Source organism: Tunturibacter gelidoferens (assembly GCF_040358255.1).
Taxonomy (GTDB): Bacteria; Acidobacteriota; Terriglobia; order Terriglobales; family Acidobacteriaceae; genus Edaphobacter; species Edaphobacter gelidiferens.
On the sequence record NZ_CP132938.1, the window covers coordinates 45,205 to 68,322 of the forward strand.

Genomic DNA, 23,118 nt, shown 5'->3' on the forward strand with positions numbered 1-23,118 from the left:
CATTGGCTTTATCGATTGGACGGATCTATCGGTCGATTGCGAGGTCCATACCTGATTTGGTGCGGACGAGAGCGCGGACGATGGAACTGGCGGCGGGCTCGATGGTGACGGAGCGGGCGTTGGTGGAGGCGAGTTGGAGACCGTAGAGGAGGACCGCTGCTCGTTTGGAATCAATGCGGTTGCGGGCGAGGGCTGCCACGAGCACCGAGATGGAGACCTGAATGGATTCGACATCTTCGAGCGGCGGTAGGTCGAGTTCGATGGGGAGGGCTTCGGGCAGATACTGGGGAGTTCCGGTTGCGGAGACGGGGATGTCTGGCTCGTTTGCGGGCAGGGCGGGCGCGGTTTCGACGAGAGTTCTGTGGCGGCGGAGGAGGCGGGAGTGGAAGTAGCAGAAGGCGGAGAGACCAAGACAGGGTGATTTGCAGCGGCGTCCGTTGGTCTTGATGTGACGGCAGATGGCGGTTTCCATTTTTTTGGCTCCTTTGTGGTGCGGCTGGTACTCCCCTCCCCCGGAGGGGGGTATTTTGGGGATAAGTGAAATGGATGCAATGGTTTAGCGGCAGGGTGTGTCGCTAAAATATTGCATCCATGCGAGTTACGGCTAAAATACTTGTTTTGTTTGAGTTAGCGGATTGTTATTGCGGGTTCCTCCTTTTGGAGCTTGCGATGATGACTGCGTGCCATGGTGTTTTGCTGGTCGTTTCGTGGTGTGTTGGTGGTGCGTTGTGGATGGGTTAAATGCGAAGGGCTGCCGCAGCTTTCGCCGGAGGCAGCCCTTGGTTTCAATCTCTTATTTAATTGTAGCGAATTGGACATAACTCATACGCCAACTTTGGCGAAGATTTTTTGAATTATTTTCAAGGGAAGGCTGAGACCTTTGTGAGTGAGCCGTCCGAGGGACTATCTGAGTTGACATCCATCGACTTCTAGGTATAACTTCCTCGATACTGAGAAGTACAGGGGTAGGGGATGGCGAGAAACGATTTTCAGGGAAGCCTTGATCTGCTGGTTCTCAAGACACTCTCTCAGAGAGGGGAGTTGCATGGGTATGGGATTGTGCTGCATATCCAGAGAGCCTCCGAGGAGTTGCTTCGCGTTGAGGAGGGTTCGCTTTATCCGGCTCTTCACCGCATGGAGCAGAGTAAATGGATCAGCTCCGAGTGGACTCTGACCGAGACCAACCGCAGAGCGAAGTACTACAAGCTGACGGCTGCAGGGCGGAAAGAATTGCAGGATGCGGAAGAGAGCTTTGAGCAACTGGTGAAGGGCATCCGCGCGATGTTGCAGTACGCATGAGGTGATTCCATGTCGCTGGTTCGGCGTATCACGAATCTTTTCTCCCGCTCGCGCGTAGACCGTGAGATCGACGCCGAGCTTCAGTCGCACCTTGACCTGCGGATAGACGACAACCTCGCTGCAGGCATGACCGCCGTTGAGGCGCGACGCGACGCTCTGGTCCGGTTCGGCAACCCCACCGCGACAAGAGAGCGTGTTGCCTCGGCTGACGTGGCGCTCGGCCTCGAGAGCATATGGTCCGATGTTCGCTACTCGGCTCGGCAGTTGCGCCGCTCTCCGGGGTTCGCGCTTACAGCGGTGCTGACCCTGGCGTTTGCCATCGGCGCGAACGCAGTGGTCTTCGGGATATTGAATGGACTTATTCTGCGCCCGCTGAATGTTCCACAAGCCGAGAGTCTGTATGGAAGCGAGTACGGGGACGGTGCAGGATGGCAGTCGTATCCCAACTACGTCGATCTGCGAGATCGCAATCACAGCTTCGAGGGGCTGGCAGCGTTTAATTTCGCCTTTGTGGCGGTGCAGACGGGCAAGGACCTCTCCGTATCTACTGGCTTTGCCACGAGTGGGAACTACTTCGACGTGTTGAGGATTCAACCTTATCTTGGCCGCGTCTTTCATGGCTCTGATGAACACGGCCCGGATAGCGCGCCCTATGTTGTGCTCAGCTATTCGTATTGGCACAGCCGTTTTCAGGATGATCGTGGTGTGATCGGCCGTGTCGTTCGGCTGAACCAACATCCTTTCACCATCATCGGTGTAGCACCGCAGGGATTTCAGGGCACGCTGCTGTTTATCTCTCCGGACTTCTTTGTGCCGATCGTTAACCAGGCGCAGCTGGCCGCTGACTTCGACCTGAATGCGCGTGCGAACAACGCAGGAATCTTCGAGGTCCTGGGGCATCTGAAGCCGGGTGTGACTCCCGCTCAGGCTGTCGCAGATATGAACTCCGTGGGTGCGTATTTGCAGAAGACCTATCCTAAAGAGTCGGTGCATAAGAGTTCTACGTTGTCGCGTACGGGACTGACTTCGTTTCGCCGTCCAGCGAAGGGGTTCATTGCGGGATTGATGCTGCTCTCCGGATTGATTTTGCTGGCTGCATGCGCCAACCTGGGCAGCCTGTTTGCGGCTCATGCTGCGGACCACTCCCGCGAGGTTGCACTGCGGCTGGCACTTGGCTCGAGTCGTAGACGCATCCTGCAGCAGCTATTCACCGAAGCGATGATTATCTCTTTGGTTGGAGGCGCTGCTGGACTGCTGGGCAGCGCGTTTCTGTTGCGACGGTTGAGCACGTGGCAGCCGTTTTCGGACGCGCCGATTCATCTGCCTGTGACGCCGGACGCGACGGTCTACGCGGTGGCTGTGGCTTTGGCTGTAGTGAGCGGACTGCTGTTCGCCATCGTTCCCGTGCGGCAGGTGCTTCGAGCGAATCCGTATGAGATCGTCAAGGCGGGATCGAACGTTCGTCTTGGGCGGAAGGTGACTGTTCGCGACATGTTACTTGTCGTTCAGATTGCGATCTGCGCGGTGCTCGTCACCTCTTCGATGGTGGCGCTGCGTGGACTGGTGCGTACGTTGCACAGCAACTTAGGCTTTGATCGAAACACGATGCTGGTCGGTGCGAACCTGGCGATGGCTGGCTATAGCGTTGACAGAGCGACTGCTATGCAGAGACGAATGATCGATGCGATCGAGACGATCCCTGGCGTCGAGCGCGCTGGATTGGTCAATAACTACGCACCACTGATCTATGGCGCTGGTACCAGGGCTAATGTCTTCAAAGATGCAACTACGGAGCTGAGTCAATCGAATGTTGCAGCGATGCCCTACCGGTACGACATCTCTCCCGGATACTTCGAGGCAGCCGGAACGAGTTTGTTGGCGGGGAGGAGCTTCCGATGGAACGACGACATGAATGCCCCTGCCGTTGTGGTGGTGAACAGAGAGTTTGCGGGCAAGATGTTTGGATCGGTAACGAGCGCGGTTGGGAGGTATTACAAGCTGCAGGATGGAACGCGGGTTCAGATTGTGGGGGTTGTGGAAGACGGGAAGTACTTGAGCGTTACGGAAGAGCAAGAGCCGGCGATGTTTCTTCCTTCCCTGCGAACGCCGTCGAGTGCGGGTTATATTGCGGTGCGTTCGCGGCGCGATACTCAGGAGCTTGCCGGGGCCATCAGGAGTAAAGTGCGCGAGCTGGATGCGGGTTTGCCGGTCGACACCAATACGTGGAACAGCATGTTGTCGGTGGTGATGTTTCCGTCGCGGGTCGCAACGTTGTCGCTGGGTGTGCTGGGCATGATGGGTGCGCTGCTGTCGATCACGGGGATCTTTGGGATGGCGGCTTACTCGGTGAGCAAACGGCTGCGGGAGTTCGGAATTCGCGTTGCGCTCGGCGCTCGGCGGATGCAGGTACTGCGGGCGGCGCTGGGACGCGCAGTCAAGTTGCTGGCGTGCGGGTCGGCAGTGGGACTGATCTTCGGAGTTCTGGCGAGCCGGGTGTTGGCCTTCATCGTGTATCAGGCGACTCCGCGCGATCCTCTGGTGTTGGCTGGGGTTGTGCTGGCGATGGCGATGCTGGGACTGGTGGCGACGTGGATTCCAGCACAACGTGCGCTGTCGGTGGATCCGATGAGACTGCTGCGTGAGGAGTGAACTGGGCAGTTGCTCGAGCGGAGATCGATCTTCCTTCGTCGTGGCTCGGTCTTGAGTTAAGCGCTAGAAGCGGTAGCCGATGGAGAACTGCAGCTGACGACCTGCGAGGGCGGCGGTGGGATGCTCGAAGAGAGACGAGTTGAGAGAGCCGATGTAGCTGGTGAAGTTGGTGTGGTTGAGGACGTTGAAGGCGGAGACTCCGGCGGAGAGGAACTTGGCTTTGTCGCCTGTCTCCCTGGTGAGACGGAGGTCGTGATCATAGAGGAGGTCTAGCGAGGCGACGCCGCCGGCCTCGAGGGTGTTGCGTCCGACGCCGGCGGGGCGGGCGTTGCCGAGGCCGGTGTGAAAGTCATCATTGCCGGTGGTCTCGGTGTAGGGCGTGCCGGTGTAGAGGGTGGCGATGACGCCGAGCGAAAGCCAGTGATCGGGGTTGATGGTGCCGATGAGATTGAAGCGCTGGCGGCGGTCCTGATCGGCGCGACCCCACTCGTTGTTGGGGTTGTATTGATTCTGGGGGAAGGCGTTGATGCCGCCGGTGTTGTTGGCGAAGCGGGAGAAGGTGTACTGGGCCTGACCGGAGAACCAGCGTCCGGCCTGGCCGCGGAAGGAGAGGTCTAGGGCGTTGAGTAGATTGCGACCGCCGGATTCGATCTGTTGAATCTGGCCATAGTTGAGATTGGGGCGCGGGTAGTTGGCGGAGAGAATCGGGTCGGGTGGCAGGATGGGGGCGTTGGCGTCGCGGGAGCGGAAGGACTTTACTCCGACCTGACCGCGATAGGCTGCGGTAACGGTGATGGTCTTGTGGATCTGGCGTTCGACGCCGACGCTGTATTGCATGGCGTAGGGTGTGCGGACGTGGGCGTCGAAACGGGCGAGATTGGTGGGGATGTTGTTGAAGTCGAAGCTTGGTGGGATAGGGAAGGTAGGATTCTGGATCTGGATGGAGTGGAGGACGACGCCGTTGTGGAGCTTGACAGTGGCGGGAAAGTCGCCGCCGGTGCGGTCGTAGAAGAAGCCGGTGCCGGTGCGGAAGATGGTCTTGCCTTTGCCTGGGGCGTAGGCGAGCGAGATGCGCGGGGAGAAGTTATTGTTGTCGGGCAGGAAGGTCTGCCAGTCGTAACGCAGACCGAGAGAAGCCTGGAGATGAGGGGTGAGCTTGATCTGGTCCTGGACGAAGGAGCCCAACTCATTGATCCAGTAGAGGGCGCGTCCGCTGCCTTGCTGCGCGGTGAAGACGTAGGGCGTGTTTGCGGCGTAGTTAGTGAGAGAGGCAAATTTGACGGTGCCGAGACGATTGGTGTGGTCGTCGACGGCACGGCGACTGAACTGTGGCAGTTGAACGCCGATGCGCAGGTAGTGCTTTCCGTGGCTCCAGGTGAGGATTTCGTTGACGTGGATGGTGTTTTCGGTGCGTGCGATGTCGGCCTGAGCGCCGCCGCCGATGAAGGAGCCGCTGACCTGGATTGATTGGGCGTCGGTGACGGATTTGGTGACGTCCTCATCCTTCTCGAAGGTGACGAGGAGTTGGTTGATGAGATTGGGGGTAAGGATGAGGCGGTCGTTGAAGATGGCGTCGTCCTCGCGGGAGTTGAGGTTGTAGCCTGCTTCAGGGAGGGTGATGCCGCCGACTCCTGCGTTCGTGCTGGTGGAGCCCTCGTAGTTGTAGCCGACGGAGAGGCGATGGTTGGGAGAGAAGTCGTGAGTGACGCGCATGGAGTACTGCGAGTTGCGGTTGGGGGTGAGGACGTTCTCGCTGATGACGCCATTGGGGCCGATCGCGTTGACGACGGAGGCGGTGTCCTGCTGGCGGTAGGATGCGGAGGCGATGAAGCTGGTGTGTCCGTCACGTCCGACGGGACCGCCGATGTGACCTTCGTAGATGCGGCGGGTCTCCGGTGGGCGAACAGGCGAGAAGTAATTTTTGGCGTTGAAGATGGCGTCGCGAAAGATGAAGTTGGCCTCGCCGTGGAAGATAGGGGAGCCGGGCTTGGTGGTGATCTCGATACGACCGCGACCGGGGCGGGTGAACTCTGCGGAGTAGGGATCGTTGTTGATGCGGACCTCCTGGATGGCGGAGGCAGAGACGCCGACGGACTTCATCTCGACGCCGTCGACGATGATGGTGGTGCCGCCAGAGGAACCTGCGGAGGAGTCGAGGAAGGGAGTGAGGGTGGCGACGATGTCCTGATCGAAGACGGGGATTTTGCGGAGGTCGTCGCCGGAGACTGTGACGGTGTCTTTGTTGGCGGAGGAGTCGGTGGAGAGGGACTGGTTGGTGTCATCGACGTTGACCTCCTGATTGATGGACTGGGTGAAGAGGGTGATCTTTACGTTGGCGATGCTGGTGGTGAGGTGGAGCGGGGCGGTGTAGGCGGCGAAGCCTGAGTAGGTAGGGACAATCAGCGAATAGTTGCCAGGGGAGAGGTTGTTGAGGGTGAAGTTTCCCTTAGCGTCGGATTCGGATTGGGAGGCGAGAACGCCGGCAGTGGTTTCGAGTCGAACGGTGGCGCCAGGGATGGCTGCGCCCGTGGGATCGAGGATGGAGCCGCGGACAGACAGCACAGTCTGCGCGAAAGAAGAGCAGGACAGAGCGAGCAACAGAAGAGCTAACAAGTGACGCGGTGACATGCGCTTATGTTAACGAGTGAAGCTTAAGAAATGCTGAACGGGAGATGAGATCGGTTCGCGTGGATCAGCGCACGAGATCCTGAGCGTGTCACCGTGGCATGCGGAAGGCCTCATTCATGAATTTGAATGGTGCCTCTAGCTTGTGCGAGACAATTTCAACAGCGACAAAATCGAGCCACTCTTAAGCTCCACTTAATCCCCACTTTGTAAGCTCTACCCATGGCAGATGCCCGAGGCCGAAGGTACAGAATCAGCCGGGCTCTTCTCTTCTTCGTTCTAGTTGTTGGATTGAGTGAATTCAACGACGTGAGCTCGCACGCGCAGAGTAGCGACAACCTTGCGAATGTTGTGAGGTCGGTTGTCAGCGCAGAGCGAGAGGCGGCTACGCAAAGACCGCCGTTTCTCTATACTTCGATCGAGACGTCCGATCGTACGAAAGGGCATGAGTGGACTGAGCGAGTAGCGGATATCTGGGAGGGAAGACTCAGGTATCTCATTGCAGAGGATGGCCAACCGCTCTCCGCGGGCCGTCGCGCAGAGGAAGTCGCCCGGATCAAGTCGATCGCAGCGGATCCGAGTTCTCTTCGAAACAGCAAGCAAGAGCAACAGAACGACGAAAAACATGCGAGGGAGATGGTCGATCTTTTGCCTCGAGCTTTCGTGTTCGAGGATGGCGGGCACGAGGGGTCCTGGCTTCGCATCAATTACAAACCCAACCCGAATTACATTCCGCAGACTTTTGAGGAACGAGCCCTCCATGGCATGAGTGGAACGCTGATCGTTGATGGTCGATCACGACGACTCCATCAGCTCAGCGGCTATCTGTTCGATGACGTTTCGTATGGATACGGTGTGCTGGGCACCATTCATCGGGGAACGAACTTCACGACCACACGCGATCTTGTCGGGCCAGGTGTGTGGAAGACTACCCTGCTCGACGTTAAGATCGACGGACGTATCGCTCTCTTTAAAACGATAGGCCGGCGTCAGCACTCAATCCATCGCGACTTCCAGCCGCTGCCTTTGGACATCTCCCTTTCGCAAGCGGTGGCTCTTCTTTTAAAGTAGAGCGTGTTTGTCGTCACTTAGAGGCCACCCGCTTGAGCTTTATTCAGGATGGGCGAGTTGCTTTCCTGTCGGTCCGACTTGAATTTCACCTCTTTGACTTCCTTTGAGGGTTGATGCCTCGTAGGCGACCACAGAGCCCTGCCTGGTCAATGATTCCACCTTGGTGATCACTGCCCCTGCTGCCTTTGTTCGCAATGCTGTTTGAACTTCCAGAGGAAGAGAATCCATTGAGACTTCTTCTTCAATCTCGTTCAGGGTTCCATCCTTGGCAATTTGAATATCTTTTGTATGACCTTTCACGATCATCTCGGCCTCATAGACCGTCTTGCCATTCTCCCGCTCAGTAATAAATCTTTTGATGGTGGCTCCCTGGGACTGTGTCTGTACAGTCTTCTCAACGGCGGGTGGGAGCTGAGAACGGTTCAACGTCTTCTCTTGTCCAAGCACGATCAAGGAGGAGCTGCTTATCAGCAGCGCGGTCGTCAAAGCTGACATGTTTCTTTTCATGGTTTTTGCTCCCTGCAGTTCTCTAAGAACTTCGATAGTTTGCCAGCAAAGACTTAAGTGGGCGTGAAGGCTGAAGCGTTACGTCCAATACGTAGATTCCTGTGCGGGCCTTGTATCTAGATCTCTGATTTCAATTAGGTTTCGCGTGTCTTAATGTTGAGTTAAGTTTCGGGGTTCATCATGGAGTATGGTTTTGCGAAAACTCCCCTTGTGCTCCCTGGCATTTCTTGCCAGCGTCTGCACAGCTCAAAGCGTTACCCTTCCTGCAGGTACACCCTTTCCGGTCCAGATCGAAGATCATCTTCCGATGCGGGTTGGCCAACCGATAAGAGCGGAGCTCATCTACCCGATCTATGTTGACGAGACAGAAGTTCTTCCAGCCAAGACCATTGTCTCCGGCACTGTTGTAGGTCTGCGCGCCAACCACTCGCGTCGCGTTACCGCCCGCCTTCGTGGGGATTTCACTCCCTTTCGTATCCCTGTCGTTCGCTTTACGAGTGTGACTTTGGCCGATGGCGCAACGGTCCCACTGGTGACCGGTGTCGCTACCGATGGCGCTCCGATCTATCGTCTGGTCGCACCGCCGCCTCGCAAAGGAGGCTTCGTCCACCAGCAATGGGACAATGGTGTCCAAATCCTAAAAGATAAGCTCGCCATTATTACCGGCCCGGATAAAGGAGACCGCCTCACGCAGTTTCTCTATACGCAGCTTCCCTATCACCCTCAGCGCATTGAAAAGAAAACGGCGTGGACGGTTGAAACCTCGGAGCCGCTCTCTCTTTCGCCACAAGCTGTAGAGACTGATGCAACGGCGCAGCCAGTCGCGATCACACCTGCGTCGTCGCAGGTTGATAGCAAGACGTGGATCATCCAGGCTTACCTCGGCGACTCGCTGAGCTCTGCTACCTCAAAGTCTGGCCAGGAGATAAGGGCGACGGTGGCGGAGCCTATTTATAACCCGGACCACACCATTGCAGTGCCCGAAGGCGCCACAATCGTCGGGGCGGTTACAGAAGCCAAGCCGGCCCGCAACTTCGGTCGTGGCGGAACGCTGCACTTCGCCTTTCGGCAACTGATCCTACCGAGCGGCACGACGCAGAATGTTCAGGCATCTCTTACGGGAGCCGACTCTGCAGCTCCGGACAAGCTTGCGCTCGATTCAGAAGGCCAGGTGAAGCCAAAGCCGCAGGATAAACTTCTGGTCCCATTCACCCTGCTGGTGCTTGCTGCGCGGCCACTCGATGAAGATAAGGGTGGCGGATTCGGGAAGGATGCAGTTGCTTCCAACAGTCTCGGTTTTATCGGCTTTATTATCGGAACGGCCGCGCAGCAGCGAAACCTCGCTGCCGGACTCGGTTACTACGGAGCGGCGATCTCAATCTACGAACGGTGGATCAAGCGTGGACGGGACGTCACTTTCGCTCGCGATACTCGGCTAGTGCTTCAGACAACGCCGCGTAACTCCACCGTACTTCCCTCTCCGAAGCTGTAGGGTCCAGAAGTTCAAGCGAGCTTGTAAGAAAGCAACTGCAAAAGCGAAATGCGGGGCCTCTCCACTGCGCCGTGCGATAAGACCGCACGGCTTCGGTCGAGATGACGTCTCACTAAAGATGTTTCGCTGACAAGATGCCTAAAGGGCAAACTTCATTCGTTCGAGAAGGTGTTGAAACTTCGGGTCGCTTCGCAGGTTGTCGAGTCGAGGATCTACGTTAGCGAAGACCATACTGTTGGAGCGATCGGCGTAGGCTTTCTCGAGCCACTCCATGGTGCGGCTCTCGTCTTTCAAGCCCGCGTAGACAAGGGCAACATAAAAAGGAGAGACGTAGCCAGTTTGCGACTCCGACTGAAGCTCTTCGAGAATCTTATGGGCTTCATTGATTCTCCCTGCAACGGCGTAGACGTGTCCGAGAGCTGCGATGACAGGGGGGCTCTGGTGCGACATGATTGCCGTCTTCTCCAGCTCGGCGATCGCCTTCGCGTAGTCTTCCTTCTGCTCGTAGGCTTGTCCAAGCACGATATGAGGAAGTACGAAGGTTGGATCCATTTCGATTGCATCGTTCAGCTGCACGATGGCGCGGTCGTACTCGCGAGCCATGTAGAGCCGCCATCCGAGACTGAAGTTCATACTGACGGAGAGCGGGTCAAGTGACCGAGCGCGCTCCATCTCCAGCAGGCTTTCGCTTCGACGTCCCATTGCGGTCAAGTAGAGGGAGTATCGCTGATGGGCGGTCGCGTAGTTGGGGTTCAGCTCGATGGCCCTTCGGAACCCTCTTTCGGCGGCTTTCCAGTCCCACTTGTAGTTGAACTGGACCGTCGCCAAGGCGGTCTGCGTCTCGGCGAGAGAGTCATCCAGTTCGACCGCCTTCATGGCAGCGGCTTCGGCCTTCGGGGCGACTTCAATCGTGGGAACAGTGCCTACGATAGCTGCTCCGAGAATGCCGTAGCAGTCTGCCAGACCAGCATATGCCAAGGCGTATTGCGGGTCTTTCACAATAGCCAATTGAAAGTAGTCGATGGCTTTGAGGAGGTCTTCCCTGGAACGCTTGTTCCAGTAGAACAACCCTTTTAGGAAGTCTTCGTACGCGTCGGGCTTGACGAGACGCCTGCTGGCCAGGCGGGTTTTATCCTGGGACGTCAGCTGGATGCGGATCTGTTCAACAATTGCGGAGGCTACCCGGTTTTGCAAGGTGAGGACGTCATCGAGCGGACTCTCGTAGGTATCGGCCCAGAGATGCCTGTCGGTGGAGACTTGGATCAGCTCTGCGGTGATCCTTACACGATCCCCGGAGCGAAGGACCGTACCTTCGACGACTGCGTCCACTCCAAGGTCACGGGCGATTTTCCCGAGTGACTCATGCGAGTCTTTGTACTCCATGGCCGTGGTGCGAGAGAGCACTCGAATTGAACTAATTCTCGCGAGGCTTGCGATGAGTTCGTCGGTCATGCCATCGGCGAAGTACTCCTGGCTCTTGTCGCCTGAGAGATTTTCCATTGGCAGTACGACCAGAGACGTGATGGGCTTCGATGGGGCGTACGCAAATATGCTGTCGGGTCGGAGTCTGAAGAAAATTGACGACACGATCGCGGTCAATAGAACCAGAATTACAACGATCGCCAACGCAGGAAACAGCGAGATCTGATAACTTTTTTTGGTCCAAGTTGTAGGAGCAGCGGCCACGTCACCCGTGCTCTGATCGAGGTCTTTCGATTCCGTCGCAGGCGGAAGAGTAGCCTGATTCACTTCCTGAGTTCCTGCGAAGTCTGCTGGTGTTTCGGGTCTGATCTGGTGAACCGGGGCGACAAATCTGTAGCCCTTGCGCGGGACGGTCTCGATAAATCTGGGATTCTCAGATGAATCACCGAGAACCTCCCTGAGTCGCATCATGGCGGTATTCAGACTGTGGTCGAAGTCAACAAAGGTGTCCGGCTGCCAGAGTCGATGCCGTAATTCTTCCCGGCTTACGATCTCGCCTGGACGTTCAATGAGCACTCTTAAAATATGTAGCGGCTGATCCTGGAGCTTAATGCGCACACCCTTCTTTCGAAGCTCACACGCTTCGAGATCGACCTCAAATAGGCCGAATCGGACGATGCGGAAATGTGTTTCGACTTGCTCCGAGATCATGAGATATAAGCCCGCGTTTGTGAATACTTGACGACAGCGTCGAACTATAAGCCCCTCTTCTGTGTCATGTCAATTACAAAGGCGCGGGCTGCGACCTGTTATACGCCGGCGAAACTCACTCAATTCAAAGGAGTAGTAGCGTTATCTCCAAATGTTTGCCAACTGATACGTGATCTATTGCCTGTTTCACGACTAAGGTTCAATATTCACGCACTTGCAGAGTCCTGAACTGTGCCATGAGCACGGAAAATTCACTTTCTTAATGAGGCAGTTGGAGGCGCTATGACGTTTGGAATCGACTACAGAAAGTTTGGGTCGCGTTTGTTGGTGTGCACCTTGAGTGCACTTATCGTCGGTGTCGGTCTTTCGAAACCGGCAGCGGGGCAGGTATCGGGTGCGACACTTTCGGGGGAGATCTCTGACAACTCGGGCGCAATAGTACCGGGAGCGCTGGTCACCGCTCAAAATATTTCGAACGGTTCAAGCCGATCCGCCAAGACCAACGACGCGGGGTTTTACGTCATTCCAAATCTTCTTCCGGGGAGCTATACCGTCAAGGTAGAGGCGACCGGGTTTAGCACAGTGCTGCAAGAGGGTCTGACTCTCACTGTGGGTGCGCAACAGACCTATGATGGGAAGCTGCTGCCCGGCAAAGTCTCTCAAACTGTGATCGTGACTACGATTCCGCCTTCTATTCAATCCTCGTCGTCTGGTCTGAACGCAACGGTAGATTCAAGGACAGTTCGAGAGTTGCCGTTGAACGGTCGAGACTGGACCTCGCTGGCGACACTTGAACCAGGAGTTGTGAGTATTCCCAACCAGGCGACTACCGGCTTTAGCGCCAACAAGGGAAATCGTGGCTTTGGCAACCAATTGAGTGACGGTGGTCATCGTGCAAACGAAAATACCTACCGGGTGAACGGTATGGTCACCAATGACTACTCAAATGCAGCACCCGGCGGCGCAACGGGGGTCAATCTGGGAGTTGACGCAATCGGTGAATTCTCTGTGCTGACCGCCAACTACACGGCGGAGTATGGACGGACTTCCGGCGCAGTTATCAACGCGATCACCAAGTCGGGTACGAACGCAGTTCATGGGACTGCTTACTTCTTCGATCGCGACAGCATCTTCGATGCCCGCAACTACTTTGACGGTCCACAGATCCCCTCGTTCCGCCGGCTTCAGTTTGGTGGTTCCGCGGGAGCGCCGATCTACAAGGACCACTCTTTCATCTTCGTGGACTACGAAGGTATTCGGCAGAGTCAGTCGAACTCCGGTACTATCCACGTTCCGGACGCCGCCTCGAGAGCCCTCGCGGTGCCTGCGATCGTTCCCTATCTTGCTTTGTGGCCGGTGGCCCCCACGAGCGCGCCTGACATAAACGGAATTCAATCCCTCAACGTGTCCACACCTACCCACGCGTCAGAAAACTACGTCATCACCCGCTTTGATCAAAAGATCTCGAATCGGGACAATCTTGACGCGACCTACTTCTTCGATTCCGGGCCGCAGACCCAGGCCGATCCACTTAATAATGCAGTCCACGGCGTCTTCTCTCGCAGACAGCTCTATACGGCGGAAGAGACCCACGTCTTTAGTCCTTCGTTCGCAAACACTTTGCGAGGCGGTGTTAGCCGAATCATCGGCAAGATCAACACACCTATCTCTGGCAACGCTGTAGCAACTGATGCGGCCCTTGCGATTGCGCCGGGTTCCAAAGCGCCACCGCAGCTGCCGGTCGCCGGCCTTACGACGGCTTATGGGCTCAATGGATTTAATAAGTTCAACCATGCGTGGACCTCAGGTCAGATCTATGATGACGCCTTCCTGACGAAGGGCACCCACTCGATCAAGCTCGGCTTCGCCTTTGAGCGGATGCGATACAACGTTCTCGAGCAACTCAGTCCAAACGGAAGAATGAACACTTACTCCAGCCTCGGGAAGTTTTTGAGCAATCAAGCCGATCAGCTAAACGCGCTTGCTCCGGGAGGGTCCACCGAGGTGGGGCTGCGTGAGAGTCTCTTCGCTGGCTATGTTCAGGACGACTGGACCGTGACTAAGAACTTCACTCTGAACCTGGGACTACGGTACGAAGCGACGACCAAACCAACCGATTCGAATACGGTTCCGGGTTATACGGTCAATGGTTATACCGTTGCAGCCGCGGGCTTCCAGGAGATCACAACACTGGTCAACTGCGGAGCCAGCAGTACAGCATGTGGTCCGGTCGGTGTGAACAGTCCAATCTCCTCCAATCCCACGACCAAAGACTTCGAGCCGCGAGTTGGATTCTCCTGGGATCCTTTTAGCGCCGGGAAGACGGCGGTGCGCGGAGCGTTCGGAATGTTTGACGTGCTGCCCCTGCCTTATGAGTTTGGATTGAATACAGCGGCGACTGCTCCGTTCCAAATTATTGGCACGGATCCTAATGCGACTCTGGGAACGGGCGTCATCGACGGCAATGTTAACTTCAACCGTCAGAAGATTCGGAATCGTTACATCGACATCCATCCGAAGCGCGCAGCCGTTTACAACTGGAATGTAAATATCCAGCAGGACCTGGGACAGGGTTTCATGATGACCCTCGGCTATGTAGGCTCTCGTTCCCTCCACCTGTCGGCAGCAGCTGACGATATCAATCTCGTGCAAGGGACCGTGGTGAGTGGAGTCGGTCTCGTCTTTCCATGTGACCCATCTTCGCTCAGCGCAGGAAGCACATGTGCGAACACACAGACTGGGACACGAGTCGATCCCAATTGGGGCGGCGGGGCCGGCATTCGTCCTGTGTTGTTCGATGGGGCGGCCAGTTATGAGGGACTGCAATCCCAACTGAAGAAGACGGCGGATCACGGCATTCAAGGGCAACTCTCATACACCTGGAGCAAGTGCCGCGATCTTAGTTCAGCTCCAGTCACGGGCGACACCTATTTGAATTCGATCGCTGTTCCGCTTCTGTTCAACAAGCAGGCCAGGATTGGGGCTTGTGACTTCGATATCAGACAGGTCCTGACCGGTAACTTCATCTGGGAGATTCCGGCACCGAACTTCTCTTCTTCGTTTGCAAACTTCGCGGCCCACGGATGGGAGGTTGGGAGCATCGTCACCGCAGAGACGGGCGCTCCTTTTACGGTGACGGTGGGAGGAGGAAATGATCCTCTCGGCACGGGGTTCAACGGTGACTACTCCATGGACTTTGCAGATGTACTTCCTGGTTGCAAACCCACAGGCGGTAAGGGATTGAACTACATCAATACCAATTGCTTCACGCCACCGACGGCGCCGTTGTCTCTTGGAGTTGCAACTGCGGCGAACCCTCTGGGATGCGCGCCTAACTCTTTTCTCAACTACTCAGGACCTGCAGCTCCTGCGGGGCGCCAGTTCTGCTCGAACGTTGTCGGAAACTCCGGACGTAACAGTTTCTATGGTCCACATCTCACGACTGTAGATTTTTCTCTCTTCAAAAACACAAAAGTGCCGCGAATATCGGACACCTTCAATGTGCAGTTCCGGGCGGAGTTCTTCAATATTCTCAACCACACCAACTACCTCTCTCCTGGGTTCCTGAACAGCTTCGGTCAAAATAATTCTGCCTATGATTTCGATGGGACTTCCCTCCCCACGGCACTCAACCAAACCTCCTCGTCATCTCGACAGATCCAACTTGGAGCGAAGTTTGTCTTCTAGAACCTAAGCGCGATGGAGGCACTCGAAGCCGACATCGCGCTTGCTGTTCAATGCTTCTTCTCCCCAACCTCTGTTAAGAGTGGCAACGCAGTTTTAGCTCAGAAGTCTGCTGGGGTACTGGCGATGCCTGCACCATCGATGCCAGCGAGGGCCTTGCATGCATATTGAAGATGAATTGACTGTTTCGCAAACTGAACAGAACACGCCCGGCTGGCAGTTCGCAGTGGCTTCCGGTCTGCTCGGCTGGGTACTTGACGCGTTCGATTTCTTTGTCATTGTCTTCCTTTTCGACACTCTCGCGAGTCACTTTCAAGTAGAGAAGAGAGCAATTGTCTTTACGATCTCGATCACCCTGGCGATGCGCCCCGTTGGCGCCTTGATCTTTGGAGCACTGGCTGACCGGTTTGGACGCAGAAAGCCGCTGATGCTGTGTGTCATCTACTTTTCGCTCATCACGGTTTTAAGCGGCTTCTCTCCGAACTACACATTCTTTGTCGTGATGCGGGCTCTATATGGAATTGGCATGGGGGGCTATTGGGGTATTGGGGCTTCGTTCGCGATGGAGAACGCCCCAAGAAAGTTGCGGGGCCTTCTCTCCGGGATGATGCAGGGAGGCTACCCGTTCGGATATCTTCTGGCAGCCGTGGGTATGTTGACGATCATGCCGCGCCTGGGATGGCATTCGATGTTCCTCGTAGGAACGTTGATGGCGGCGGTAATTGTCGTCCTGACTTTACTTTCGCCGGAGTCTGAAGCATGGAAGCTTCACCGGATGGGCTCAGTAAAGACGATCTTCAAGACTCTTTTTCAACACATGGGGAGTTTCTCGTACCTTTTGTTGGTGATGGTCGTGATGTCCTGTCTGTCGCACGGGACACAAGATCTTTACCCCGACTTTCTCAAGAGTATTCCGGCCGTCGGAAGCTCTTTGGTGCTGGGCATGAAACCGTTGTATGGGATTCCGATCATCTATAACATCGGAGCCATCACTGGCGCCGTCTTCTTTGGATACATCTCCGAAAGAGTAGGAAGGCGATATGCGATTATGATGGCTCTGGTTTTGAGCCTCGCAGCGATTCCGGCATGGGCCTTCGGCGGAACGATTCTGATGCTTGTCGTCGGATCCTATCTGATGCAAACCGGGGTGCAGGGAGCCTTTGGAGTCATCCCGGCACACCTGAACGAACTTTCTCCAGATTCGGTGCGCAGCCTGTTCCCTGGATTCGTCTACCAACTGGGTGTGCTGATAGCATCGCCAGCAGTCTCCATCGAGTTTCTGTTGCGCGATCACCTGGGATATCCTTTAGCACTTACGATCTTTGAAGTAGTGGTGATTGTGATGCTGCTCTTCATCTTTGGATTTGGTCCGGAGAGACGTGGAAGAAGCTTTCGAGCCAAAGCCGGTTGATCGGCCTGCGAGAAGTCTCACGGTTCAGAATCTTGATATTCGCGTTAGTCTGTACGCCGGCAAATCATTTCGGCGGATGGGCAGTTTAAGGCTGGCTTAAGCTTTGTGTGTTGAGATCTACTCATGCGTGTACTGCTAGTTGAAGACGAGATTCGCCTTGCCGAAAACGTGGCGCATGCGCTGCGCGACGGACCTGGCTTCGCGGTAGATCATGCTGAGGATGGGCAAACGGGTCTGGATCTCGCTGAAAATCTGTGCTACGACTTGATTATTCTCGATCTTATGCTGCCGAAGTTAGATGGCTTGACGGTGCTTCGCCGGCTCCGCGAACGAAGGGACAGCACTGCGGTCCTGATCCTGACGGCACGGAGCGAGCGGTCTTCGATTATTCAACTCCTCAACAGCGGCGCGGATGACTACCTGAGCAAGCCTTTCGATCTCGGAGAGGTGATTGCCAGGGCAAAGGCGCTTATTCGACGGGGCAAAGGTATGGCTAGTCCTGCGCTTCGCCTGGGTGATCTGGAACTCCATACCGGAGACCAGAGTGTCTTCCGTGCAGGCATGCCGATTGTGCTTTCTCCCATGGAGTACCGTATTCTCGAGTACCTGATGCATCGCCCTCGCGCTATTGTCTCCAAGCGGGAGTTGCTGGAGCACATGTACGACTTTAACTGGGTGCATCACTCCAATGTGATCGAGGCACATGTTTCGAACCTGAGACGCAAGCTCGGGGAGGGGACGAATCCGCCAACGATCGAGAATTTGCGCAATCGGGGTTACAGGCTTGTGATGGAGTACACAACCTTCAAGGAAGCCGAGGATGAATCGGCATGAAGACCTACTCGCTGACACGACGCCTGATCACAGCTGTGCTGTTGGTGGAACTCTGCTCTCTGCTGGCCTTGATTGGGATCGCCAGTGTCTATGAGGCGATTTCACACTTCCGAGCCTTGGATGTAGTGCTGCGTGGTCGAGCAGATTCCGTACTGGGTGCGGTCCAGGACGCAGAAGACCCGGAAGACAACTTGATGCTTTATGGAACCGAGGGTCTCGCTCCGAAGCGGGACATTTATATCGTGCGTGATGATCGTGGCCGCGTGATCGGGTCGCAAGGGTGGCCAGGCGGGGAGCAGGAGTTGGCCAGCACCGACACGAGGGAGTTTCGAAATCTGACGGTTGGAGGGATTCGCTACAGGGTCCTCCGCAGGCCCGGTTTGCGTGTGGTCGATCCGGGGGATGCCAAAGGTGGCGTTGCTCGACATGTCATCATTCTTTACGGTTCTCGCACTCACCCGGTCTGGGAAAGAGTTCGGAATGCCATCGCTTTCTATGCACTCTCGGGCCTTCTACTTCTGGTAATAACCGGAGTCGTGTTGCTGCGTCTGTTACGCGGCGGGCTTCAACCTTTATATGAGCTGGTCGAACAAGCGGGCAAGATCTCGGTAACTTCGTGGAACCTGGGTCCCTCCAGTCAGGCCCGCTATGTGCGAGAGCTAGAGCCGCTGGTCTCAGCCATTGAATCCGCGCTCCTAAGACTTGAGCAGTCTTTCGCGCAACAAAGACAGTTCGTGAGCGATGCTGCCCACGAGCTGAAGACTTCGGTGGCGGTGGTGAAGTCTTCTCTGCAGCTTTTGACCATGCGCACGAGATCCGCGAAGGAATATGAAGAGGGACTCGAGCGAGTGACAGTTGACTCTGAACGCATGGAGGAACTTGTAGCTAAGATGCTGACCCTGGCGCGACTTGAAGAGGGCGGGGAACAGCCGGAGTCGTATCGTATTGTCGAACTAGGCGACGTTCTCCGCGACGTGGCTGAGCATTTTCGGACGCTGGCCAGCTTCCACCGCATCAGCCTGGCGGTCAACGCAGATACTTCGACTCTCGTTTTTTGCGATCCCGACCAGCTTCGCCTGCTTTGCTCCAACCTGATTCACAATGCGATTCAACACAGCGGAGCCGGCACCGAGGTCCGCGCGATCGTTAGTAGTCAGGGAGAGTTGGCCCAATTGATTGTTGAGGACGATGGGGAAGGGATTCCAGAAGATGTACTTCCGCACGTCTTCGATCGGTTCTACCGAGGCGATCCGTCCCGTAGCCGGCGAACTGGCGGCACGGGTCTGGGGCTGGCGATCTCAAAGGCAATCGTTTTGCGATACCACGGAGCTATTCGCCTGAAGAGTAATCCCGGGCATGGCACGAGCGCCATCGTTACCCTGCCACTGGTGCCGTCAACAACCCAAAGAACAGATCATAGGACTACAAGGAATTTTGAAAAAGGAGCTGTGACGTCTTAAGCGTACATTAAGCCAGCTCTGCGATATTTGTAGAAACAAATTTCTTCAATTCTGGAGTGTTCTTGACATGCCGAATCAAAGCAGACGAGTAGTCTCTTCCCTCATCTTTGCCGCATCGACGCTAGTTCCCTTCCTTACGACATCGTCTGCCACGGCGCAAAAGCCATTCCAGATTGAACAGCGATGGGCTATCGGAGGCACGGGGGGCTGGGACTACCTGACGGTCGACCCGACATCCCATCGCCTTTACATCGCCCACCTGACGCGCGTCGACGTCGTCGACACCAATACTGGAAAGGTCATCGGAGCCGTTGAGGGATTGACTCGATGCCACGGCGTCGTCATCGCTCCCGATGGCAAGACTGGTTTTGCTTCAGATGGCGGAGCAAACAACGTTGTGGTCTTCGATACTTCCAATTTTTCTACGCTGACGAAGATTCCGGCCGGAACGAATCCCGATGGCATGGCCTATGAGGGCTCCACCAATACGCTGTGGGCGTTCAATGGATCAAGCAAGAACGCCACGGTGATCGATGCAGCCAATCGTAAAGTGATAGGCACCGTCGCGCTGCCCGGCAAACCGGAGTTCCCCCAAAGCGACGACGCGGGAACTGTCTTCGTAAACATCGAAGATAAGAACAGCATTGTGCGACTCGACGCCAAAGCTCAAAAGATTACTGCCACGTGGCCGCTGGCCGGATGCGACTCGCCGTCGGGACTGGCCTTCGATAAGGATGGCGGACGTCTCTTTTCTGTCTGCGACGGCAAGAAGATGGTAGTCACCGATTCGCACACCGGCAAGTCGCTGGGTGCGCCGACCATTGGCGATGGACCTGATGCCGCTGGATATGACGCGAGCAAGAAGCTGGTGTTCTCTTCCAATGGCGACGGGACGCTGAGCGTTGTCGATGCAAGCCAGGCAACGTATCCAGTGATACAGACGCTTTCGACGATGAAGGGTGCACGAACGATGGCGTTCGACTCATCGACCGGAAAGATCTACACGGTAACGGCCAAGTTCGGCGCTGCACCGCCTGCAACCGCCGCGACTCCTCACCCGCGCCCGTCTATCCTGCCCGATAGCTTTACCGTGCTGGTGATCGGCCAGGACTAGCCGGGATTCCTCGCAATCGGTGGGTGTGAAGCAAACCATGAAACAAATCTTTCAACTCAATACGATCTTCGCGTTTGGCTGGGCGGTGGCGGTTGCTGTCGCGCCATCCCCGGCTAGCGCGTGGCAGTCGAGTACTTCCGGGATAGCTGTCCAGGAGCTTACAGAGCCGACGCAGAGTACTGCGTCCCCCATCAACCCCGGAGCCACGCAGGCGAACGGTGGAGCAGCGGCACAGGTGCTCGTGCAAAATGGGAGCCAGCCCGGCCCCGCGATTACGCTTGACCTGGCCCTATCGCTGGCACGAACGAACGAGCCAGCATTTGCCGCGGCAGTGGCAGCGAGCAAGAGCGCACAGCTTGACCGCTCGATCGCTCGGGCAGCTTTGCTTCCTTCTGTGGTCTATCACAATCAATATCTCTACACGCAACCGAATGGTGCGCATAACGGGGCTGGCTCGATCGGATCACAGGCTGCGCCCAAGTTCATCGCCAACAACACCGTGCACGAGTACACCAGCCAGGGCGTTGCTACCGAGACGCTGGGGCTTGCGCAGTACAACGCTGTGGCTCGCGCGGGAGCCGCGGCTGCTATCGCGAGCGCGGAGTTGGAGATCAGCCGCAGGGGTCTAACTTCGACGGTAGTCGGTCTGTTTTATAACTCGACAGCAGCGCAAGAACGGACTGTTATTCAACAGCGTGCCACTAACGAGGCTGCTGACTTCGTCAAACAGACGCAGCAACGGGAAGCAGCTAGAGAAGTAGCACACGCGGATGTGATCAAGGCACAGTTGACGCTGCAACAACGGCAGCGAGATCTTGGCGATGCTCAGCTGCAGGCGCAGAAGGCCCGTCTTGATCTTGGCGTCCTGTTGTTTCCTGATCCGCGCTCGCCGTACAGTGTCACGCTTCCTGTAGCAACTCTGCTTCCGGAGCGAACCGTGGTGGAGACCCAGGCAGCCGCGAATAATCCCGAACTGAAGAGCGCCCTGGCAACGCTGCGATCGAAAGATCTCGACATCACCGCCGCACGCGCTGCCTACCTGCCTGATCTGGTGCTTAACTACTCGTATGGTATCGATGCCGCGCAGTTCGCTGCGAACGGCCCCGACGGTGTTCGCAACCTTGGCTACTCCGCTTCGGCGACACTCGACATTCCTGTTTGGGACTGGCTTGCAACGCAGCACAAGATCAAACAAGCGCACATATTTCGCGACGCTGCCAAGGTGGCGCTGACATCGACGCAGCGCACACTGATTGCACAACTTGAGGAGTTCTACGGAGAGGCTTCTCTCGCTCACGATCAGCTTGCTTCGCTTGAGTTGAGCGTACAGACAGCACGAGAAAGCCTTCGCCTGACCAGGATGCGCTACTCCGCAGGCGAGGCGACCGTTCTGGAGGTTGTCGACGCACAAAACTCCTTTACTAGCGCAGAGCTTGCGTATCAGGACGGCAACATTCGCTATCAGGTTGCGCTGGCAAACCTTCAACTACTTACGGGGACGATTTAACCGTGGCCGACAAAATGGTAACTAAGACGACAAAACGAGCTGGGGCACCAGGAGTGGCTGCATCTTTAATGTTCCTGTCCGCTTCCCTGCTGGTTCAGAGCGGCTGCAAGAAGGCGGATGATACGGCCGAGAAGCCGGTCGTCACCGTTCAAGCCGCCCACCCCGCAACTGGCCCGATCACTGAGGAGATTGACGCAGATGCGACTCTCGCCCCTGTTGCGCAGGCTGCAATCTTACCTAAAGTGACTGCGCCGGTGCGTAAGTTTTACGTTCAACGTGGCTCCCACGTCAAAGCCGGACAACTCTTAGCCACACTTGAGAACGAAGATCTCGCCGCGGCCGCGATGGATAACAAAGGTGCCTTCGACGCAGCGCAAGGGGCTTATGCGGCGGCAACCCAGTCTGCAGTACCCGAAGAGCAGACCCGCGCTCGGCTTGACCTGGAACAAGCCAAAGCTACTCTCGATCTCGACAACAGTATTCTCGATGCCCGCAAGCAGTTGCTGTCTCAGGGAGCGATACCAGGCCGTGACTATGATACTGCGCGAACAACTGCTCTGCAGGCGCAGGCAGCGTACGATATCGCGAAACAGAAATACGAGGCGCTTGGCAAGGTTGGCACCAGCGCTTCATTGGAATCGGCGAAGGGGCAGCTCACCTCCGCGAAAGGAAAGTACCTGGGTGCGGCAGCACAACTTAGCTACACCGAAATCAAGACACCGATCTCCGGCTTCGTTACCGATCGCCCCCTCTTCGCAGGGGAGACTGCCGCTGCTGGAACTCCCGTCGTAACCGTGATGGACACCTCTTTCATGATCGCGAAGTTGCACATTGCTCAGATGCAGGCCCAGCGGCTTGTCGTGGGTTCTCCCGCCACGATTGCCGTGCCCGGAATAGAAGAGCCGTTAGACGCGAAGGTCTCGCTCATCAGTCCAGCGCTCGATCCTGGCAGCACGACGGTTGAAGTTTGGCTTCGAGTACCGAATCCGAAGGGCACACTGAAGGCCGGTACGTCGGTGCATGCCACTCTTAAGGGAAGAACCGTAGAGAACGCTCTCCTGATTCCCACGGAGGCGGTTCAGCGCTCTCCAGAAGGCGCAGGCAAGATCGTCATGGTGATAGGCGCGGACGGCGCGGCTGCTAAGCGGAACGTCACTGTCGGCATCCAGACTGATGAATCGGCGCAGATCGTTAGCGGTCTGAAGCCCAGCGATATGGTCATTACAACTGGCGGCTACGGGCTCGACGAAGGTACGAAGGTCAAAGTGGGACCGGCGGAGGAGAAAGATTCCGCGGGCAAGAGCGACGCCGAAACGGGAGGCAAAGAGTGAG

General features: G+C 56.4%; 15 protein-coding genes. 11 read left to right on the top strand and 4 right to left on the bottom strand.

Translation table 11 applies throughout. The annotated features are described in order from the left end of the window. Nucleotides 1-25: 25 nt before the first annotated feature. Entirely contained in the window at nucleotides 26-472 is a 447-nt protein-coding gene (locus tag RBB81_RS00725; protein ID WP_353072354.1) for a hypothetical protein, read from the bottom strand. A 500-nt stretch (nucleotides 473-972) separates the two neighbouring features. On the opposite strand from RBB81_RS00725, the gene RBB81_RS00730 reads away from it, so the two are divergent. Beyond that, on the top strand, nucleotides 973-1,299 hold the full coding sequence (locus RBB81_RS00730; protein WP_353072355.1) for a PadR family transcriptional regulator: 327 nt from the start codon (nucleotides 973-975) through the stop codon (nucleotides 1,297-1,299). 9 nt (nucleotides 1,300-1,308) lie between these two features. Continuing rightward, nucleotides 1,309-3,948 (top strand): ABC transporter permease, encoded by a 2,640-nt coding sequence (locus tag RBB81_RS00735; RefSeq protein WP_353072356.1) that lies wholly within the window; start codon nucleotides 1,309-1,311, stop codon nucleotides 3,946-3,948. A gap of 63 nt (nucleotides 3,949-4,011) precedes the next feature. Here RBB81_RS00735 and RBB81_RS00740 read toward each other — a convergent pair whose 3' ends face one another. Further along, complete coding sequence (locus RBB81_RS00740; protein ID WP_353072357.1) at nucleotides 4,012-6,576, bottom strand: TonB-dependent receptor; 2,565 nt, start codon at nucleotides 6,574-6,576, stop codon at nucleotides 4,012-4,014. Nucleotides 6,577-7,209: 633 nt separating this feature from the next. Between RBB81_RS00740 and RBB81_RS00745 the strand changes: the two genes are divergently transcribed. Beyond that, a complete protein-coding gene (locus tag RBB81_RS00745; RefSeq protein WP_179585755.1) occupies nucleotides 7,210-7,644 on the top strand; it encodes a hypothetical protein in 435 nt (144 codons plus the stop codon). 39 nt (nucleotides 7,645-7,683) lie between these two features. Here RBB81_RS00745 and RBB81_RS00750 read toward each other — a convergent pair whose 3' ends face one another. Continuing rightward, nucleotides 7,684-8,151: a hypothetical protein gene (locus tag RBB81_RS00750; protein ID WP_179585757.1), complete on the bottom strand. Its 468-nt coding sequence runs from the start codon at nucleotides 8,149-8,151 to the stop codon at nucleotides 7,684-7,686. 193 nt (nucleotides 8,152-8,344) lie between these two features. Here RBB81_RS00750 and RBB81_RS00755 point away from each other — a divergent pair, with 193 nt between their 5' ends. Then, the gene (locus tag RBB81_RS00755) at nucleotides 8,345-9,643 is read left to right on the top strand and encodes a hypothetical protein (RefSeq protein WP_183791832.1); all 1,299 of its coding nucleotides are present in this window, start codon (nucleotides 8,345-8,347) and stop codon (nucleotides 9,641-9,643) included. A 138-nt stretch (nucleotides 9,644-9,781) separates the two neighbouring features. Here RBB81_RS00755 and RBB81_RS00760 read toward each other — a convergent pair whose 3' ends face one another. Continuing rightward, on the bottom strand, nucleotides 9,782-11,776 hold the full coding sequence (locus RBB81_RS00760) for a winged helix-turn-helix domain-containing protein (protein ID WP_353072358.1): 1,995 nt from the start codon (nucleotides 11,774-11,776) through the stop codon (nucleotides 9,782-9,784). A gap of 282 nt (nucleotides 11,777-12,058) precedes the next feature. Between RBB81_RS00760 and RBB81_RS00765 the strand changes: the two genes are divergently transcribed. The 7 genes from RBB81_RS00765 (at nucleotide 12,059) to RBB81_RS00795 (ending at nucleotide 23,117) form a co-directional block, all read left to right on the top strand. Next, a complete protein-coding gene (locus tag RBB81_RS00765; protein WP_179585763.1) occupies nucleotides 12,059-15,463 on the top strand; it encodes a TonB-dependent receptor in 3,405 nt (1,134 codons plus the stop codon). Between the two features lie 157 nt (nucleotides 15,464-15,620). Continuing rightward, the gene (locus RBB81_RS00770; protein ID WP_179585765.1) at nucleotides 15,621-16,871 is read left to right on the top strand and encodes an MFS transporter; all 1,251 of its coding nucleotides are present in this window, start codon (nucleotides 15,621-15,623) and stop codon (nucleotides 16,869-16,871) included. 123 nt (nucleotides 16,872-16,994) lie between these two features. Beyond that, nucleotides 16,995-17,705, top strand: coding sequence for a response regulator transcription factor (locus RBB81_RS00775; RefSeq protein WP_353072359.1), 711 nt, complete (start codon nucleotides 16,995-16,997; stop codon nucleotides 17,703-17,705). Further along, nucleotides 17,702-19,165, top strand: a complete 1,464-nt coding sequence (locus tag RBB81_RS00780) for a sensor histidine kinase (protein WP_183791823.1) — start codon at nucleotides 17,702-17,704, stop codon at nucleotides 19,163-19,165. The genes RBB81_RS00775 and RBB81_RS00780 overlap by 4 nt, the downstream gene beginning before the upstream one ends. Nucleotides 19,166-19,232: 67 nt before the next feature. Then, nucleotides 19,233-20,279, top strand: a complete 1,047-nt coding sequence (locus RBB81_RS00785; RefSeq protein WP_221272946.1) for a YncE family protein — start codon at nucleotides 19,233-19,235, stop codon at nucleotides 20,277-20,279. A gap of 37 nt (nucleotides 20,280-20,316) precedes the next feature. Next, nucleotides 20,317-21,786: a TolC family protein gene (locus RBB81_RS00790; protein WP_183791821.1), complete on the top strand. Its 1,470-nt coding sequence runs from the start codon at nucleotides 20,317-20,319 to the stop codon at nucleotides 21,784-21,786. Between the two features lie 68 nt (nucleotides 21,787-21,854). After that, nucleotides 21,855-23,117 carry an efflux RND transporter periplasmic adaptor subunit gene (locus RBB81_RS00795; protein WP_246373830.1) on the top strand — a complete coding sequence of 421 codons (1,263 nt, stop codon included), beginning with the start codon at nucleotides 21,855-21,857 and terminating at the stop codon, nucleotides 23,115-23,117. Nucleotide 23,118 lies beyond the last annotated feature (1 nt).

Bases quoted from the DNA above. Each gene is read 5' to 3' on its own strand.
- RBB81_RS00725 (WP_353072354.1), bottom strand. From the start codon at position 472: ATGGAAACCGCCATCTGCCGTCACATCAAGACCAACGGACGCCGCTGC.
- RBB81_RS00730 (WP_353072355.1), top strand. From the start codon at position 973: ATGGCGAGAAACGATTTTCAGGGAAGCCTTGATCTGCTGGTTCTCAAG.
- RBB81_RS00735 (WP_353072356.1), top strand. From the start codon at position 1,309: ATGTCGCTGGTTCGGCGTATCACGAATCTTTTCTCCCGCTCGCGCGTA.
- RBB81_RS00740 (WP_353072357.1), bottom strand. From the start codon at position 6,576: ATGTCACCGCGTCACTTGTTAGCTCTTCTGTTGCTCGCTCTGTCCTGC.
- RBB81_RS00745 (WP_179585755.1), top strand. From the start codon at position 7,210: ATGGTCGATCTTTTGCCTCGAGCTTTCGTGTTCGAGGATGGCGGGCAC.
- RBB81_RS00750 (WP_179585757.1), bottom strand. From the start codon at position 8,151: ATGAAAAGAAACATGTCAGCTTTGACGACCGCGCTGCTGATAAGCAGC.
- RBB81_RS00760 (WP_353072358.1), bottom strand. From the start codon at position 11,776: ATGATCTCGGAGCAAGTCGAAACACATTTCCGCATCGTCCGATTCGGC.
- RBB81_RS00765 (WP_179585763.1), top strand. From the start codon at position 12,059: ATGACGTTTGGAATCGACTACAGAAAGTTTGGGTCGCGTTTGTTGGTG.
- RBB81_RS00770 (WP_179585765.1), top strand. From the start codon at position 15,621: ATGCATATTGAAGATGAATTGACTGTTTCGCAAACTGAACAGAACACG.
- RBB81_RS00775 (WP_353072359.1), top strand. From the start codon at position 16,995: ATGCGTGTACTGCTAGTTGAAGACGAGATTCGCCTTGCCGAAAACGTG.
- RBB81_RS00780 (WP_183791823.1), top strand. From the start codon at position 17,702: ATGAAGACCTACTCGCTGACACGACGCCTGATCACAGCTGTGCTGTTG.
- RBB81_RS00785 (WP_221272946.1), top strand. From the start codon at position 19,233: ATGCCGAATCAAAGCAGACGAGTAGTCTCTTCCCTCATCTTTGCCGCA.
- RBB81_RS00790 (WP_183791821.1), top strand. From the start codon at position 20,317: ATGAAACAAATCTTTCAACTCAATACGATCTTCGCGTTTGGCTGGGCG.
- RBB81_RS00795 (WP_246373830.1), top strand. From the start codon at position 21,855: ATGTTCCTGTCCGCTTCCCTGCTGGTTCAGAGCGGCTGCAAGAAGGCG.